Annotated in this window: 15 protein-coding genes; 4 read left to right on the forward strand and 11 right to left on the reverse strand. The window is 68.9% G+C overall.

Going from position 1 to position 15,949, the window contains the following annotated elements; translation table 11 throughout:
• Positions 1-40: 40 nt before the first annotated feature.
• Both ACIQ7H_RS01745 and ACIQ7H_RS01750 read right to left on the reverse strand, forming a co-directional pair.
• Positions 41-721, reverse strand: coding sequence for a response regulator transcription factor (locus tag ACIQ7H_RS01745; RefSeq protein ID WP_395787746.1), 681 nt, complete (start codon positions 719-721; stop codon positions 41-43).
• Between the two features lie 255 nt (positions 722-976).
• Complete coding sequence (locus ACIQ7H_RS01750) at positions 977-1,642, reverse strand: outer membrane protein (RefSeq protein WP_395787748.1); 666 nt, start codon at positions 1,640-1,642, stop codon at positions 977-979.
• Positions 1,643-1,782: 140 nt separating this feature from the next.
• On the opposite strand from ACIQ7H_RS01750, the gene ACIQ7H_RS01755 reads away from it, so the two are divergent.
• Positions 1,783-2,898, forward strand: a complete 1,116-nt coding sequence (locus ACIQ7H_RS01755; protein ID WP_395787750.1) for a LytTR family DNA-binding domain-containing protein — start codon at positions 1,783-1,785, stop codon at positions 2,896-2,898.
• A 147-nt stretch (positions 2,899-3,045) separates the two neighbouring features.
• Here ACIQ7H_RS01755 and ACIQ7H_RS01760 read toward each other — a convergent pair whose 3' ends face one another.
• From ACIQ7H_RS01760 to ACIQ7H_RS01775, 4 genes are read right to left on the reverse strand one after another with little or no spacing between them, the layout of a single operon-like run.
• Positions 3,046-3,465: a DoxX family protein gene (locus ACIQ7H_RS01760; protein WP_395787752.1), complete on the reverse strand. Its 420-nt coding sequence runs from the start codon at positions 3,463-3,465 to the stop codon at positions 3,046-3,048.
• The gene (locus tag ACIQ7H_RS01765; protein WP_395787754.1) at positions 3,462-4,352 is read right to left on the reverse strand and encodes a putative DNA-binding domain-containing protein; all 891 of its coding nucleotides are present in this window, start codon (positions 4,350-4,352) and stop codon (positions 3,462-3,464) included. The genes ACIQ7H_RS01760 and ACIQ7H_RS01765 overlap by 4 nt, the downstream gene beginning before the upstream one ends.
• A 1-nt stretch (position 4,353) precedes the next feature.
• The gene (locus ACIQ7H_RS01770; RefSeq protein ID WP_395787756.1) at positions 4,354-5,193 is read right to left on the reverse strand and encodes a DUF692 family multinuclear iron-containing protein; all 840 of its coding nucleotides are present in this window, start codon (positions 5,191-5,193) and stop codon (positions 4,354-4,356) included.
• Positions 5,194-5,224: 31 nt separating this feature from the next.
• The gene (locus ACIQ7H_RS01775; protein WP_395787758.1) at positions 5,225-5,509 is read right to left on the reverse strand and encodes a DUF2282 domain-containing protein; all 285 of its coding nucleotides are present in this window, start codon (positions 5,507-5,509) and stop codon (positions 5,225-5,227) included.
• 342 nt (positions 5,510-5,851) lie between these two features.
• Between ACIQ7H_RS01775 and ACIQ7H_RS01780 the strand changes: the two genes are divergently transcribed.
• Positions 5,852-6,715, forward strand: a complete 864-nt coding sequence (locus tag ACIQ7H_RS01780) for a cupin domain-containing protein (protein ID WP_395787760.1) — start codon at positions 5,852-5,854, stop codon at positions 6,713-6,715.
• Entirely contained in the window at positions 6,681-6,884 is a 204-nt protein-coding gene (locus tag ACIQ7H_RS01785; RefSeq protein ID WP_395787762.1) for a hypothetical protein, read from the forward strand. Before ACIQ7H_RS01780 ends, ACIQ7H_RS01785 begins: the two co-directional genes overlap by 35 nt.
• A gap of 268 nt (positions 6,885-7,152) precedes the next feature.
• Here the strand turns inward: ACIQ7H_RS01785 and ACIQ7H_RS01790 are convergent, their stop codons facing one another.
• Genes ACIQ7H_RS01790 through ACIQ7H_RS01800 form a run of 3 tightly spaced genes read right to left on the reverse strand, consistent with a single transcriptional unit; the run spans position 7,153 to position 9,166 of the window.
• The gene (locus ACIQ7H_RS01790) at positions 7,153-7,920 is read right to left on the reverse strand and encodes a putative DNA-binding domain-containing protein (protein WP_395787764.1); all 768 of its coding nucleotides are present in this window, start codon (positions 7,918-7,920) and stop codon (positions 7,153-7,155) included.
• Complete coding sequence (locus ACIQ7H_RS01795; RefSeq protein WP_395787766.1) at positions 7,917-8,786, reverse strand: DUF692 domain-containing protein; 870 nt, start codon at positions 8,784-8,786, stop codon at positions 7,917-7,919. Before ACIQ7H_RS01795 ends, ACIQ7H_RS01790 begins: the two co-directional genes overlap by 4 nt.
• Positions 8,787-8,842: 56 nt before the next feature.
• On the reverse strand, positions 8,843-9,166 hold the full coding sequence (locus ACIQ7H_RS01800) for a hypothetical protein (RefSeq protein ID WP_395787768.1): 324 nt from the start codon (positions 9,164-9,166) through the stop codon (positions 8,843-8,845).
• A gap of 272 nt (positions 9,167-9,438) precedes the next feature.
• On the opposite strand from ACIQ7H_RS01800, the gene glnE reads away from it, so the two are divergent.
• Positions 9,439-12,249 (forward strand): bifunctional [glutamate--ammonia ligase]-adenylyl-L-tyrosine phosphorylase/[glutamate--ammonia-ligase] adenylyltransferase, encoded by a 2,811-nt coding sequence (glnE, locus tag ACIQ7H_RS01805; protein ID WP_395787769.1) that lies wholly within the window; start codon positions 9,439-9,441, stop codon positions 12,247-12,249.
• Positions 12,250-12,694: 445 nt separating this feature from the next.
• On the opposite strand, the gene ACIQ7H_RS01810 is transcribed toward glnE, so the two are convergent.
• On the reverse strand, positions 12,695-13,906 hold the full coding sequence (locus ACIQ7H_RS01810; RefSeq protein ID WP_395787771.1) for a magnesium transporter: 1,212 nt from the start codon (positions 13,904-13,906) through the stop codon (positions 12,695-12,697).
• 374 nt (positions 13,907-14,280) lie between these two features.
• The gene (locus ACIQ7H_RS01815; RefSeq protein ID WP_395787773.1) at positions 14,281-15,852 is read right to left on the reverse strand and encodes a diguanylate cyclase; all 1,572 of its coding nucleotides are present in this window, start codon (positions 15,850-15,852) and stop codon (positions 14,281-14,283) included.
• Positions 15,853-15,949 lie beyond the last annotated feature (97 nt).

Here is a 15,949-nt window from a genome sequence, read left to right on the forward strand (position 1 = left end):
GCAGTGGCGTCCACGGGCGGCGCGTGCTCCAGCAACCCTGTCAGTCGATGGTCGTCTGCAGCCGATAGCCCAGCCCATGCACGGTGTGCAGCAGCGGCTGCGCGAACGGGCGATCAATCAGCGCACGCAGGGCGCGGATCTGGCTGTGCAGGGCGTCGCTGCCCGGTGCCATCTCGCCCCAGCCCGCCTGCAGCAGGTCCTCGCTGCGCACCACGCCCGGCGCGGTCTGCAGCAGGCGCTCCAACAGTCGGGTCTGAATTGGCGACAGCGCCAGTTCAACGCCCTCGCGCTGGCAGCTGCGCTGGCCCGGTCGCAGGCTCAAGGGGCCGTGGCTGAGCACGCGATCGTCGCCGCCGGACTGGCGGCGCTGCAGGTTCAGCACGCGCGCTTCGAGCTCGCGCATCGCGAAGGGCTTGACCAGATAATCATCGGCGCCTTCGGCAAAGCCGCGCAGCTTGTCGTCGAGGGTGTCGCGCGCGGTCAGCATCAGCACCGGCGTGCCGCGGCCGGCTTCGCGCAATCGCCGGCACAGCTCCAGGCCGTCCAGGCGCGGCAGGCCGAGGTCGAGAATGATCACGTCGAAACCGCCGTCGATCGCCAGGCGCAGACCGAGCGCGCCGTCGGCGGCGTGGTCGATACGGTGCCCACGGCGTTCGAAGAAGTCCCAGATGCTTTCAGCAAGATCGCGCTGGTCTTCCACCAGCAGCAGACTGAGTGACATGGACAAACCCGCGCAAAGCGTCAGCGCGCAGTGTGCCGCAGAGGTGAGGGCGGATGCGCAAACTGCGGGAGGGAATGCAGAGGTGGATCGGTCGCTTGCGCCAGGCGGCGGTTATGTTTCGGCACCACCGCGCTGGGCCGGCCACCGCCAGGTCTCGATCAGATCAGACCCGGAGGCAGCCACAGCGGCAAACCTGACCGGCGACGCGATCGCGTGGCGCGTGATCCGGCTATCGCTCGGCGTTCAAGCGTCGAGTCAGAACCTCCAACCCGCACCGAGTGTCAGCGACCACGGCCGGTAGTCGCCCCGCACCCGGCCCAGGGTGTCGCGCTCGCCCTCAAGGCGCAGGCTCGATGCACGCAGCTGGCGCAGACCGAGATCGAGAAACCAGCGCTCACCGAGGTCGTAGCGCACGCCCGCCAGCAGCTGCAGGGCGCTGTCGTCGCCGCTGAACGAGCGCTCGCCAGCCGTGGTTTCAAAGTCGATGTCGACCTCGGTCAGGGCGACCACACCCGCGCCGAGGTAGCTGCGTGCGCGCGGCGAGCCGAACAGGTCGAACTCATAAAGCGCGTTCAGCGCGAAGCCGGTCGAGGCGTAGTTGCCCTCGCCCTGCAGCGCAGGGTTGCTGAACACGGCGCGGTCGCGGTCAACGCTCTGGTAGGTGAACTCCGTCTCAAGTCGCCAGCCGCTCTCGAATCGATAGCCCACCGCGCCACCGGCGAGCAGGCCACTGGAGAACGCCGCCTTGCCGGTTTCGGGCGCACTGCCTTCAAGGCGCAGGGTCTGATCCGACTGACCGCTGAGGCCGGTCAGAACCCCCGCGTACCAGCCGCGCTCGGCGGCGGCCGCAGGGCTGGGCGTCGCTGCCCACAGGCAGGCTGAAAGCAGGGCGAGCAGGCTCGGTTTGTGTGTTGCGGTCATGTGGCTGTCCGTGGATTCATCCGGCGACGCTGCCGGGGCGAGCACAGCATCCGGTGCCGGCGGCGTACACAGCCGGCGACGCTCACCAGTGGTAGCTTTCGTGCACCAGCGGCGATGCGCCGCACGCGCTCTTAATTTTCGTGATTTCGACTTTCACCGACCCGCCCCGTTTCTGGCCGCAGATCGCCGCGCTCACCGCGCTGCTGGCCATGTTGTTCGCAGCCCTGCAGCCGCCCCCGACCGCGCACCTTGGCTTCTTCATGGCCCTGTCGGCCTGGGCGGCGCACATCGGTCTGGGCATGCTCTGCGCGCTGCTCGCCATCCGCCTGCTGCTGGGTCTGCGCCCTGGGCTGGGGCGCAGACCGTGGACGGCGCTGGTGCTCAGCGGCCTCGCCGGCGCAACGCTGTTTGCGCCCATCGCGCTGGGCCTGGAAGCCCTGCTGCCGGCGCCCCCGCCCGAACCCGCGGATGACTGGCTGGATACCTGGGAGGCCGCCGGCGGCGCGCGCGCGCTGGCGGCGGAATGGCTGGCCCTGCTGCCCAGCTATCTGCCGGCCTGGCTGCTGATCAACGCGATGCCGATGCTGCAGGTGTCGCAGCCGCAGCTGAGCCTTGCCGCTCCACCGAGAGACGCCGAGGACGTTATCGAGCGCGCGGCAGTGCGCAGCGACGACCGCGCTGATCGCGACAATCGAGCGGACGCGCGCCTCCGCAACGCCTGCAGCGCGGACCCTGACCCGGAAGCCGGTCTTGACCCCCCGATCAACGCCGACGCTCAAGGCGACGCCGATGCCGACGCCCATTCCAAGGCCGATGCCCACGCTGACGACCTGCCAGCGACATCTCGGGTCAATCACGCGCGCAGCCAATTCGATCCGCAGCCGCCCGTCCCGGACCCGACCCAGGCGAGCCATGCGGAGCGCGCCGATGCGATCGAGGGTTTGCTGGATCGCCTGCCGCTGGCGATCGGCCGCCAGCTGGTGTCGATCACGTCGGACCTGCACTACCTGCAGGTGGTCACCCGCCGCGGTCGCGCGACCGTGCTCGGCAGCCTGTCGGAGGCGGAAGCCGAACTCGGTGCGCGCGGCTTGCGCATCCACCGCTCGCACTGGGTCGCGCTGGACGCTGTGCGCCGCCTGCGCCGCGGCGCCCAGGGCTGGCGCTGCGAGCTGCATGACGGCCGATCAATGCCGGTCAGCCGCCGCCGTGCTGCGGAGATCAAGCTGCAGCTGGGGACGGATTTCGTGGTCGAGTAGACGGCGCCGCTGCAGGGGCCGCAAGCGACGCCACACGTCACGGGTGAGCACGACGGTCCTGGGCTCACGGTTCGACCGTGCGGTGCGGTTGCCTTCATCGCGCTAGCGCGGACCCATTCCATCGATGCCGAGGGCACGGTCCAGCGACTAGGCACCGGGACCTTTTGCCAGCACCCAAAGCAGTCCGACCGCCCACACGCCGTGAGTGGCCCACGCATCGGGATACACAAAGATCTGGATGACCGCCGTCATGCCCAGCAAGGCCAGCGCCGACAGCCGGGTGCAGAAGCCCAGCACCAGCAGGAGCGGAAACAGATGCTCGCTCACCGCCGCCAGCGTGGCCGCGAAGGTCGGGTCGAGCAGCGGCAGCCGGTACTCCTCCTGGAACAGGAACACCGCGCTCTCGCTCAAGGCGAATCCCTCGACCTTGGTGCGTCCGGACTGGAAGAAGATCGCGGCCGGAAACAGCCGAGCCATCAACAGCAGCAGATCGTCGGGCAGGCGTGCGAACAGAGCGTGCACCGGCGCCAGCAGGCGACCGGGGGCGGGCAAGGTGTGGGGCGTCATGGCGTGCTCTCGGCTGAGAGGGAAACAACAGCGGTCGCGCTGCTGGGGGACGTGAAGGGGTCGAACAGTGGATCGGTGGTCGCCGCCTCGGCACGCACGATCAGGCCCAGCGACAAGGCCTCGGCGAAACCCGCAGCGGCTCGCGGATGGGCCGATGGGTTGATCAGCGGATCGGCCCGCAGATTGACCCGTGGCTCGCTCGGCGGCTCGGCCAGCAGCTGGTCGAGCCGCGGCGACTGGCGCAGCGCCTGCACACACGCGGCCAGCGCGCTCGCCGCGTCATCCAGGCTGCGCACCCGCACCTGCTCACCGCGGCGCCAGATCAGGCTGGATTCGGCGCGCTGCGGGTCGAACTGTGCTTTGGCCTCATCGTTCTGCGCCTGCCAGATTGATCGCGCCGCATGCGCCGAATCCAGCATCGCCGCTGAGGGATGCAGGCCGACGCGCAGCTCGGCCGCGGCTTCGATCGACAAGGACGCCAGCGCAGCGGGCTCGATCGGCGCTGCGTCCGGCGCATGCCAGGCGCGCCGGCGCAGGCCGTCGATACGCGCCACATCGGCGAGGTAGGGCAGACCGGCCAGCGGCGGGAAGTGCTGCAGGAAGTCCGGGAACTCGGCGCCGTAGGCCAACAGCACGGGATGTCGCGGTGGTGACGCGCGCACCGCCGCAGCGGCCACGGCCGTGAAGAACGGCTCGCCGACCAGCTTCAGCACCGAGGGAAAGCCCTCGGCCAGGGCGGTGATCAAGCTGTGCAGCACGTTGTTGCGATGGACGTCGAAGCGTTGGCGATCCAGCGCGGAGGCCTGCGTCGGCCAAACCGCAGCGAGGGCGTTCAGATCGGCCTGCAGCAGGGCACTGGCGATCGGTTCGAAAGCGAACGCCGGCACCTCAGGCGGCCTGACGCGGGCGCAGCTGCAGCAGACGCGCGTGCTGCGCCTGCGCCAGCAGCGTCTCGAAGGTGGGCACGCGGGTGTCCCACTCGATCAGGGTGGGCAGTGGGCCGCAGCGGGCCAGCACCGCGGCGTACAGCGCCCACACCTCGGCGCTGACCACCGAGCCGTGGTCGTCGATGCGCAATTCGCTGCCGTCGGCCAAAGCTTCCACAGCGTGACCGGCCAGATGGATCTGCTGCACGGCCTGCAGCGGAAACCGCGCCAGCACGGCGTGCGGGCACTGTCCCTGATTGGCGGCGCTGACCGCCAGATTGTTCAGGTCAAGCAGAAGGCCGCAGCCGCTGCGGTACGCCAGTTCGGCGAGAAAGTCGGCCTCCTCGAACACGCCCGTGGACAGCCGCAGACACACGGCCGGGTTTTCGATCAGCAGGGGTTGCCGCAGCCGCTCCTGCACACACTGCACGTGGTCGAGCACGCGCTGCAGGCTGGCGTCGTCGTAGCCGATCGGCAGCAGGTCGTTGAAGAAGACTCCGGCGTGCGTTGACCAGGCCAGATGCTCGGAGACGCAGGTGGCTTCGAAGCGCTCGACCACCCGCGCCAGCCGCTGCAGGTGCGCGGCATCGGGCGCAGTGGCGCCGCCCAGCGACAATCCCACGCCGTGCACCGACAGCGGCAACAGCGCACGCACTGCACCGAGACGTGCGTGCACCGGGCCGCCCGCGCCCATCGCGTTCTCGGCGTGGATCTCGACGAAGCCGAGCGCGTGGCCACCGGCGACCACCGCCTCGACGTGGCTCGACTTCAGGCCAATGCCTACGGTTCTGGGCAGGGCCATGGCGTCGGCTCGCGCGGGTTTATGCGCGTGCTCAGCGGCCTTCGACGGGCGTCAGAGAGCCCTTGCCCTTCGGCGTTTCGATCGCGCTGCAGGTGCCGGCAGGCACCAGCTTCCAGGCATCACCCTGGTAGTCGCGGGTCGAGGTGCCGGCGCAGCTGGTGCCGGGGCCGGCGGCGCAGTCGTTCTCGGCGGCCTTGGAGACGCCGTAGCACTTCTCCTTGCTGGGCGCATCGGCCTGCGCCGAAGCGCTGGACGCCAAGGCGAGGGCTGCGGCAAGCGTCAGGGCGAAGGCGGCAGCGGTGTGGCTTTGGTTCATGGCGGTGTCCTGTCGATCGTGAACTCGGAGTTGTCCGACGCCGCGCCTTGGGAGGGACCACGGGCGCCAGAAGCTCGGACCTTACGGGACTCGGGTGCGCGCAAATCGGCAGTTGGACGAATTGTGCGAAGCCGGCGACGCCACGCTTGCAGAATTGCCACAGGACAGCGGATAAGGTGTCGACCGTTGCGGCGGAACCTGCGCGGCTCGTGCCGCAGTTGCCTCAGACGGGCCGGCGCGCGCCGCGGTCAGAATGGATGGAGGCTCCGCGGCCGCCGCGCTGCAGCCTGTTCCGACAGCACGCCGCGGGCCGCGCCGGCCCGGTGAAAAGGAACTCCGATCATGCTGTCACCCGCAGCGCGCCGTCCGCATATCGAAGACACCGCCGATGCTCTGTCGCGCCTGATCCGCCTGCTTCAGTTCGCCACCGATGTGTTCCATACCGGCGGCTTCTGCGGCGAAGCGGTCTACGATCGGACCGACACTCCGGCCCAGTTCCACTTTGTGCTGGAGGGCTGCCTGCATGTCCGCGACTTGGCCGGCGGCACCCAGCTGCGGATCGATGCCCCCGGCCTGATCGCGTTCCCCGTCGCCAGCCCGCATCAGCTCAGTTCAGGCGCCGAGGGCTGCCACCTGCTGTGCTGCTATGTGCGGCCCAACGACGCCGTATCGGCGGCGCTGATCCACGCCCTGCCACAGCCGATGCGGCTCGACCTGCGCCTGCACCCACGTCTCGCCAGCCTCGCTCAATTGCTGCAGCTGGAAATCAGCGAGCTGCGGCCGGGTCACGACGAGGCGCTGAACCTGTATCTGCGCTCGGTCGTGATGGAGGCGATGCGCGTGACCCTGAGCGAAGGCGGCGTGCCGACCGGCCTGCTGCCGGCCATCGCCGAGCCGCGGCTGGCGCGAGCGATCGCAGCCTTCCTGGAGCGGCCGGGCGCGCACTGGACCATTGCCGCGCTGGCGCGCACCGCCGGCATGTCGCGCTCGGCCTTCGCCGCCACCTTTGCACGCGTCGCTGCAATGACCCCGCAGCAGTTCCTCAGCGCCGCCCGCCACGACCTCGGCGCACGCCTGCTGGCGCAGGGGGTGCCGGCGAAGGCGGTGGCGCGCACGGTGGGCTATGCGTCGGCGTCTTCACTGGCGCGCTCGATTCGTCAGGCCGGACGGCATGTCGAGCCGTCCACTTCGACAGTCGATCAATGAAGCGGTATTCGAACCATTTCGCGAACGCGAAGGCGAGCATGCCGCCGTAGGCCGTGAGCACCAGCCCGGCGAGCTGCAATGCACCACCGCTCTGCAGCGCGAGCAGGCCGTGCTCGCCGATGAAGCGCAGGTTGGCGCGCAGCATCAGAAACAGATTGGCGGTGGCTAGCAGCCTGTCGGACTTTGGTTGGCCGGGCTGCAAATCCGCCTGCGCGGTCCATTTTTCCGTCGATTCTTGACCAAGAGAGCCCACTATTGGCCCGCGAATCGTCGAAAAACTGTCCTCGCGCAGTCGGATTTTCGCCTCGACCCCCAAAGCCCGACAGGCTGCCAGGCCGAACAGACTGAAGCTCAGGGTCATGCCGGCGATCAGCAGCGGCCAAGGGGCATCGCCCATCCATTTGAGTGCGCGCGCCAGACGCGCCGACATATCGCGCCTAGTCGCCATCGGCTGTGCGGATCGCGACCAACCAGCCTGAATCGACCCAGCTCAGCAGGGCAGCGGCAGCCGCTGCGATCGGCATCGGGCTCGGGCCCTGCAAACAGGCCTCAGCCAGCGGAGCGTCGGCGCGCAGCCGCTGCAGCAGCTCTGCCTCGGGTTCGACCAAGCTGCGAAACAGGGTCTGCTCCTCGTCGCGCCAGAACGCCAGCGCGGTCGTTGTGGTCTCGACACGTCCGTCTACAGCAGCTTCGGCTTCGCCGCGCCACAGGCCGATGGCATCGACGGCGCAGCGTGCCACCGAAAGCGCGGGGTGCCAGCGCAGACGCATCTGCGCCCACTCGTCTGGCGCCAGTGCAAGCAACGCATCACGGCCGAGCGCCTGTGCATCGGCGGCATCGAAGGCTCGGCGCAGACCGCGATCGATGATCGCCAGATCCGCCATCCGCGCCGGCGCCGAAACGCGGCTTTGCAGCCACTCGGGAAAGTCGTCGGCGTACCAGCGCAGCGCGCGGCTGGCCGGCGGATGCGATTCCACGTAGTCCAAGGCTTGCGCCTCGAACTCCTGTTCACCCATCACCTGTAAACAGCGCTCGAACACCGAGCCCATCGCTTCGATCAATCGTCGGCGGTAGGCATTGGCGTACACGCCGAGCCGTTGCTGCGCGGTAAAGCGGGCGCTGCTGCGGATCGCCGGGGGCGTCGCATCGGCCGTGCCAAGCACGGCGTCGACAAAGCGCGACTGCAGCCCGGCGAGGGCGCTCATGCGGCGCTGCGCTGCGGGTGAAGTGATGCTGCCGCGGACGATCGCCGACGGGCGCTGTCGAGCTCGGCTTCGAGTTCTGCCAGTGGCGGCAGCTTGTCGTCGCGCTCGATCAGGGTGGCGCGCGCGCCCGCCTGCTCGATGAAGTGTTCGTACAGCCGCCAGACCGGGTCGGCCACCGCGGCGTCATGGGTGTCGATCAGATAGCCGTCGCGCACGCAGTGGCCGGCAAGATGGATCTGCTGTACGCGGTCCAGAGGCAGGCTGCGCAGAAACTCCAGTGGATCGAAACCGTGGTTGACCGCGCTGACGTGGACGTTGTTCACATCGAGCAGGAGCAGGCAGTCGGATTCACGGCAGAGCGCATCGAGAAAAGCCCATTCGCTCATCTCCGAGTCGGCAAATTCCACATAGCTGGAGACGTTCTCCAGCACCAGACGGCGGCCGAGAAAGTCCTGCACCTGGCGCACCCGCGCCGCGACATGGCGCAGCGCTTCGGCGGTGTAGGGCAGAGGCAGCAGGTCGTGCACGTGGACGCCGCCGAAGCCGCCCCAGCACAGGTGATCCGAGACCCACAGCGGCTCGACCCGCTCAGCGAGCTCGCGCAACCCGCGCAGATACTCGAAGTCGAGCGGTTCACTGCCGCCGATCGCCAGGGTGACCCCGTGCATCGCCATCGGGTAGTCGGCGCGCAGTTGATCCAGCCACCTCAAAGGCTTGCCACCGGCGACCATGAAATTCTCGGAGATGATCTCCAGCCAATCGACGCGGCGACGGCAAGCCGCGAAGTCGGCGAAATGCTGGGCGCGCAGTCCAAGGCCGAAACCGGGCGAACGGGAGAGTAGTGCGGAGCTCGTCGCGTTGTGCATGATTTTCTGTCCGAAGACGCGGCCACCGCCTTGGCGGGGCCGCGTCGCACCGGGCATCAGCGCGCGACGATGTCGCCGATGGTGCCGCTCTGGTCCAGACATTCTTTGGCGTTCACCGCTTTGAAGCCCTGGCCCTTGCACTCGGCGTTGCCTTTGCAGGCGAAGTCAGTGGTTTTGCAGTCGTTCTGGCCCTTGCAGGCGGTGATGCCGTAGCAATGCACGGTGTCGCCCGCGGCGACTGCGGCACCTGAGCTTCCGGCGGGGGCTTCGGCAGCAGCGGCGGCGAAGGATGCGGCAAAGGCGACGGACAGCGCGGCGAGCGAGATTGAGGTTTTCATGGCGGATCCTTGGGTGAAGTGGTTCGAGGTGTGACAGGCCATGCGATTGGCCTGCCCCGGCGCACGGGTCGCGAACGCGATGCGTCGCGGTCGGTGCGACGCGCACCTTATCCAGACCACGAAGCCGCAATGTTCGCGTTGGACGAAACGTGCGCGCTGCGCGACGGAATGTGCTCAGCCAAGATGATTCGATGCTGTGAGGTTGCTGCGACCGGCCCGGCGTGGGTGCAGCCGATGCGCCTGTCTTCGGGCGCACTAGACTGCCTCTACGCCGACCGGGTCGGCTAAGCCCCAAGCAAACCCTGGAGTGCCGCGTGTCCCACCTTAAGCCCGAAATCACCCAGCTGCTCAGCGAGCGCCGCGCCCGTCTGCAGCAGGCCGACCCGGTCGCTTTCGATGCCCTGCTGGCCGGGCCGATCGGGTCCGCACTGGACCGCCTGCTGATCGCCTCCGATTACGCCTTCGAGCAGCTGCGCAAGCAGCCGGCGCTGATGCACAGCCTGCACAGCCAGGCAGCGGTGCCCTCACTGGAGGGCTTGGATGAAGCCGCCGCGATGAGCGCGCTGCGGCGCTACCGCCATGCCGAATCGGTGCGCCAGATCGCGCGCGATGTCGCCGGCATCGACGCCGTCGAAGCCACCCTGCTCGCCAGTTCGCAGCTGGCCGACCGCTGCTGCCAGCTGGCGCTGGATTACGCGATGGCGCAGCTGGTGGCGCGTCATGGCCAGCCGCGCGCGGCCGATGGCAGCCCGCAGCAGCTGGTGGTGTTCGGGCTCGGCAAGCAGGGCGGCAGCGAGCTGAACTTCAGCTCCGATATCGACCCGGTGTTCGCGTTTCCACGCGCAGGTGAAACCGACGGCGCGCGCGCGCTCGACAACGAGGCCTTCTTCCTGCGCCTCGGTCAGCAGCTGATCCGCCTGCTCGGTGAGGTCACCCATGATGGCTTCGTCTATCGGGTCGACATGCGGCTGCGGCCGTTCGGCAATTCCGGCCGGCTGGCGCTGTCGTTCGCGGCGATGGAGCACTACTTCCAGCGCGAGGGACGCGACTGGGAGCGCTATGCCTGGATCAAGGCGCGCCCGATTGCCGGCGACATCGAGGCCGGCGAGGACTTTCTGCGCGAGCTGCGACCGTTCATCTACCGGCGCTATTTCGACTACACCGCGTTCGAAGGCCTGCGCGAGATGAAGGCGATGATCGACGCCGAAGTGCGCCGACGTGAGCTGGCGGATCACCTGAAACTCGGCCCCGGCGGCATTCGCGAGATCGAGTTCATGGTCCAGCTGCAGCAGCTGATCCGCGGCGGCCGCGAGCCGGCCCTGCGCGCGCGTGGCCTGGAACCAGCGTTGAGCGTGCTGCGTGATGCCGGCCATGTCGAGCCTGCGCGCGCGGATGAACTGCGCGCCGCCTATCGCTTCCTGCGCCACGTCGAGAACCGCCTGCAGATGGCCCGCGAGGCGCAGGCCCACAGCCTGCCCGAGGATGCGTTCGAGCGCCTGCGGCTGGCGCGCGGGCTGGGCTTTGCTGACTTCGAGGCGCTGCTGCAGCAGCTTGATCTGCACCGTGCCTGCGTGAGTGCGGCCTTTGCCGAAGTGTTCGACAGCGGCCGCGCGCTCGGCGATTCGCCGCGCGCCGGCCTGCTGCAGGACTACTGGCGCCAGATCGACCGCGAGCCGCCGCTGTCGATGCTGCAGGAGGCCGGGCTGGAGCCGGCCGAACAGGCGCAGGCGCGGCTGCTGCAGTTCGCCCGCAGCCCCGTGCGGGCGCAGCTGTCGGCGCGCGCGCGGGCGCGGCTGGATCGTCTGGTGCCGGCCCTGCTGGAGGCACTGCACGGCCGCGCCCAGCCGGTGAAACTGCTGGAGAGGGTGCTGAACTTCCTGCATGCGGTGCTGCGTCGCTCCAGCTATCTGGCCCTGCTCGATGAAAGCGCCCCGGCGCGCGCGCGCCTGCTCGATACCTTCGTTGCCAGCACCTGGATGGCCGAGCGGCTGACCGCGCATCCGCTGCTGCTCGACGATCTGCTCGACACCCGCAGCCAGGGCGCACCGGACAGCCGCGCAACAATCGAAGCCGAGCTCGCGCATGCACTGATCGAAGTACCCGCCGACGACCCGGAGCTGTTGCTTCCGGCGTTGAACGAGTTCCGCCACAGCGTCGCGTTCCGGATCGCTCGCGCCACCCTGTTCGGCGGCCAGGCCGCGGCCGACAGCGCGCAACAGCTGGCCTGGCTGGCCGAGGTCATCGTCAGTCGCCTGCTCGCCAGCGCCGCCGATGAGGTCGCGCGCAGCCACGGTCGACTGGCCGACAGCGGAATCGCGCTGCTCGGTTTCGGCAGCTTCGGCGCCGAAGAGCTGGGCTTCAATTCCGATCTGGATCTGGTGTTTCTGTACCGCGCGCCGGAGGGCGCCGAGAGCGACGGCGCGCGGCCGCTGGACCCGCTGCGCTACTACCAGCGGCTGGTGCAAAAGCTGGTCGCCTGGCTCGGCACCACCACCACCGGAGGGCGCCTGTACGAGGTCGACCTGCGGCTGCGCCCGGACGGCAGCAAGGGCATGTTGATCTCGACCCTGGCCAGCTTCGAGGCCTACCAGCGCGAGCGCGCCTGGCTGTGGGAAAAGCAGGCCCTGGTGCGGGCACGCTACGTCTGTGGCGATGCCGGCATCGGCGGCGAGTTCGAGGCGATCCGCGCGCGCGTGCTGGGCGAGGCGCGCAGCCGCAGCGAAGTGCTGCGCGAAGTCGCGGCGATGCGCCGTCGCATGCGCGAAGCGCTGGACCGCAGCCGCGCCGGCGAATTCGACCTGAAGCAGGGCGACGGCGGCCTGGTCGATCTGGAGTTCCTGCTGCAGGCCGGCGTGCTCAGCCTCGGCGCCGATCACCCGGCCCTGCTGCAGGCCCGCGACAGCGCGCGCCTGATCCAGGCCTGCGCCGTCGCCGGCTGGCTCACGCCCGAACAGTCCACCGCACTCACCAATGCCCACACCGAACTGCTGGCCCTGGGCCTGGCCTGCACCCTCGACGGCCGACCGCGGTTGGTGGCCGAGCACGCCGCACCGGAACAGGCACGAAGCAGCGTGCGCACGGCCTGGCAGAACGCAGGATTGGGGATGACAGCAGCGCCGGGCTGAGCGCGCTCGCGATTGCTGTATCCGGTGGCGCGGGACGATCGAAACGCGCGCCACCGGTCAGATCATTCCGGCTGATCGGACCGGATGCGTTCCGGCAAGCCCGCCGCGGCGGGGCGCAGGGTGACCCGAGCTGAGTCCCCAAAACGAACGAAGCCCGCTTCGTTCATCACGAAGCGGGCCTCTCCCTCCCCAGGGTTCGCGGCAGACGTCTTTAGCGCCGGTGACCGCGGACGTGATTTTAAGCAGTGTTCAGGGGACAACGCACGCTGCAGTGCAGTAAAAGCCGGGAATGGGGAATCGGGAGTGGGGAATCGTCAGAGCGTCGCGGCACGGTAGGGCGCGCGGCGCGAGCATTGCCAGCGCGGGCGCTTGATCAAACCAGCGCGAGGCGAAACATCCCGTCCGGGCGTCTTGGCGATTCCCCACTCCCGATTCCCCATTCCCGTTACAAAACCACATACGTCGCCAGGCCCAGGAACAGCCCCATGCTCAACACATCGGTGGCCGTGCTGAGCAGGATGGCCGAGGCGGTGGCGGGATCGGCGCCAGCGCGTTTGAGCAGCAGCGGGGCCATCGCGCCCGCGACGCCGGAGAGCGCGCAGCCGATGCTCATCGCGGCCACGGTGACCGCCGCCAGCAGCAGCGGGTCGCCGCTGTTGTTGGGGTCTCGCCCGGCCAGCCAGTACATGGCGGCACCGGCAAGCAGGCCGGTCAGCACGCCGTTCAGCAGGCCGAGGCCGGCTTCCTTCAGGGCCAGGCGCAGCACCCGGATCTGGCGGGTTTCGCCCAGGGTCATCGCGCGCAATGTCACCGCCAGCGACTGCGCGCCGAGGTTGCCGCACTGGCCGGCCAGTACCGGCAGAAACAGCGCCAGCACCACTAGCTGATCGATCGATTTCTCGAAGAAACCCACCACGCCGGCAGCCAGGAACACGGTCAGCAGGTTGATCAGCAGCCACGGGTGGCGGAAGCGGAAACTGCGCAGCAACGGCGTGGCCAAACGCTCCTCGCGCTCCACACCGACCATCGCACCGGCTTGGGCCGAGATCTCGAAGGCCTGCTGTTCGAACAACACTGCGCCCGCCACCAGGCCGATCAGGCGGCCGTCGTCCGTGCACACCGGGTAGACCGGATAGTGGCGGGTCACCACTTCGCGCATGGCGTCTTCGAGCGTCAGCGTCGGCCGCAGAAAGAACGGCTGACGCAGCATGATTTCGCCCAAGGTCTGTTCGGGCCGCGCGAACACCAGCTCGCGGAAGGCCACCACGCCCTGCAGCCGCTGCGCGGCATCGACCACGAACACGTAGATGACCATGCGCTTGGCGACGATCCCGCGCAGCGCAGCAATCGCTGCATCGACGCGAAGATCGGGGCCGAACACCGCCGGCGCACGCTCGACCAGGCGGCCGACACTGCCGTCCGGAAAGTCGAGCCCGCCAGCGTCGGGCAGCCCGGAAACCCCGAGCGCACTGATCGCAGCGCGCTGCGCCTCCGGCAGCCGCTCCATGACTTCGGCAACCTGACCGTGGGTCAGATGCACCAGCGCTTCCGCGGCCTCAGCCGGGGCCACATCGCGCAGCTGCGAGGCCACCCCATCGGGGTCGAGATGGCGCAGGCGCTGGGTGTCGAGGGCCGGGTTTGGAGTGTCGTTCGACATGCGAGCTCGGATCGCGAATGGGATCGCGGCGCAGTCTACACAGGGGCTGCGGGGGCTCGGTCATTGCCGCGCGCCCCGCCTTGCGAGTGAGGGCTGAGGCGAACACGACGGCGCAGGTGGGCCACGCGCGGGCTAGCAGCCTGTCGGGCTTGGGGGGCGAGGCGATAGTCGACTGTGCGAGGACAGTTTTTCGACGATTCGCGGGCCGAGTGGGCGCTCGGCCAAGAACCGGCGAAAGAATGGACCGCGCAGGCGGATTTGCAGCCCGGCCATCCAAAGTCCGACAGGCTGCCTTGGGCCGGCAGTACTTCTCGCGCGACTGGCGCGGGGCAGGTCCGAGCTTGCGGAAGCCGATGAACCCTAACGGCCCGACCTCAACCCAACCTCAGCACCCGCGGGCGTAGAAAGCGCACGCCGCCGCGTGCGACCAGGGCGTCGAGTTCATCGATCGCGCCCACGCATGGCAACGGTTCACCGGGCTGCAGGTCGAGGCTGGCGCCTTCGACCCGGTTGCGGCCCAGGGCTTTGGCGCGATACAGCGCGCGATCCGCCAGCTCCAGCGCCAGCTGCCAGTCGGCAACGCCGGCGGCGCCCGGGTGCACGCTGACGCCGATCGAGCAGCTGATCCGCAGCGCTTGCCCGCCGAGGCCGCTGAATGCGGTCGCGGCAACCACGGCGCGCAGTTGCTCGGCTTCGCCCAGGGCATCCTCGATCGACTGGCTGGGCAGCAGGGCGAGGAACTCTTCGCCACCCCAGCGTGCGAAGTGGACGGACGGCGGCAGACGCTCGCGGTACAGGGCGGCGGTCTGCACCAGCACCTGATCGCCAACGCCGTGGCCGTGGCGGTCGTTGAGCTGCTTGAAGTGGTCGATATCGATCAGCAGCAACGCGTACTGCGGCCACTCCGACAGCAGGTGGAGCGTAGCGCGGCGGTTGGCGATGCCGGTCAGCGCATCAGTGCGGCTTTCCTCCAGCAGCGAGGCGTTGGCGATGCGAAGGCGCTCATTCGCACGCGCCAGGGCTTCGGTGCGTTCGCGCACCGCAAGCTCGAGCGCATGCCGGCGCGCGGCAGCCTGACGCAGGCTGTAGCGCCAGCCGAGCACGACCAGGCCGGCGGCAGCCAGCACCAGCAGAGTGCGCAGCAGGGTCAGCTCGTGCCAGACCGGTGCGACCTTGATCGCCAACGTTTGACTGGCGCGGCTCCAGTGCCGGCCCGGAAAGCGTCCCTCCAGCTCGAAGGCATAGCGCCCCGGTGGCAGCCCGGTGTAAACGGCGCGCTGGTCGACTGCAGTGATCCAGCGCTGCTGATAGCCGGCGAGGCGGTAGCGGAACTCGATCTCGGCGGCGTGCCTCAGGCTGATGCCGGCGAACAGGATGTCGAGATCGCGGGGGCTCTCAGTCAGCTCGACCGCGGTCGGAAACGCCAGCTGCCGGCCGATCGCATCGACGCGCTCGATCGCCAGGCTCGGTCGATCGGGCGCCGGCGGAATCCGCGCGGTATCGAGCCGGATCAGGCCATTGGTGGTCGGAAAGTAGAGCAGCTCGCCCTGACGCGCGCTGCGCGCTTGGCCGCCGCCGTTGCAGCAGCCCATGCGTTGATCACCGCGGGCGCGGTTGATCGCCCGCACCACCACTTCGGCCTGCAGACCGGCTTCGCCTGCCGGCACCAGCAGCCGTGCCAGCGGCAACCGGTAGGCGCCATCATTGGTACTGACGTAGACCTGTTGATCAATCAGATCGGACGTCCAGCCGTTCGCCGACGGCAGGCCATCGGCCAGCCCGAACAGTCGCAGCTGCTCGCCGTCGAGCACGCCGATGCCCTTGTCGAGCGTGGTCAGCAGGAGCTTGCCGGCCGTCAGCGGTCGCAGACTGGAGACAAAGCTGCCTTCCAGCGGGGCTGACCAGCTCGGGCTATCTGTCGCATCCCGGACGAATGCATCCTGCATAATCGGTCAGCGCTGCTGGTCGGACGAGAGGTCTTGGTTGGCCTGCTGACCGAGCTTTCCGCTCCGAGGACTGCATGAACATTCGCCTGCACAAGAA

This window comes from Aquimonas sp., assembly GCF_044377145.1.
Lineage (GTDB): Bacteria > Pseudomonadota > Gammaproteobacteria > Xanthomonadales > Xanthomonadaceae > Aquimonas.

Bases quoted from the DNA above. Each gene is read 5' to 3' on its own strand.
- ACIQ7H_RS01745 (WP_395787746.1), bottom strand. From the start codon at position 721: ATGTCACTCAGTCTGCTGCTGGTGGAAGACCAGCGCGATCTTGCTGAA.
- ACIQ7H_RS01750 (WP_395787748.1), bottom strand. From the start codon at position 1,642: ATGACCGCAACACACAAACCGAGCCTGCTCGCCCTGCTTTCAGCCTGC.
- ACIQ7H_RS01760 (WP_395787752.1), bottom strand. From the start codon at position 3,465: ATGACGCCCCACACCTTGCCCGCCCCCGGTCGCCTGCTGGCGCCGGTG.
- ACIQ7H_RS01770 (WP_395787756.1), bottom strand. From the start codon at position 5,193: ATGGCCCTGCCCAGAACCGTAGGCATTGGCCTGAAGTCGAGCCACGTC.
- ACIQ7H_RS01775 (WP_395787758.1), bottom strand. From the start codon at position 5,509: ATGAACCAAAGCCACACCGCTGCCGCCTTCGCCCTGACGCTTGCCGCA.
- ACIQ7H_RS01780 (WP_395787760.1), top strand. From the start codon at position 5,852: ATGCTGTCACCCGCAGCGCGCCGTCCGCATATCGAAGACACCGCCGAT.
- ACIQ7H_RS01785 (WP_395787762.1), top strand. From the start codon at position 6,681: ATGTCGAGCCGTCCACTTCGACAGTCGATCAATGAAGCGGTATTCGAA.
- ACIQ7H_RS01790 (WP_395787764.1), bottom strand. From the start codon at position 7,920: ATGAGCGCCCTCGCCGGGCTGCAGTCGCGCTTTGTCGACGCCGTGCTT.
- ACIQ7H_RS01795 (WP_395787766.1), bottom strand. From the start codon at position 8,786: ATGCACAACGCGACGAGCTCCGCACTACTCTCCCGTTCGCCCGGTTTC.
- ACIQ7H_RS01800 (WP_395787768.1), bottom strand. From the start codon at position 9,166: ATGGCCTGTCACACCTCGAACCACTTCACCCAAGGATCCGCCATGAAA.
- ACIQ7H_RS01810 (WP_395787771.1), bottom strand. From the start codon at position 13,906: ATGTCGAACGACACTCCAAACCCGGCCCTCGACACCCAGCGCCTGCGC.
- ACIQ7H_RS01815 (WP_395787773.1), bottom strand. From the start codon at position 15,852: ATGCAGGATGCATTCGTCCGGGATGCGACAGATAGCCCGAGCTGGTCA.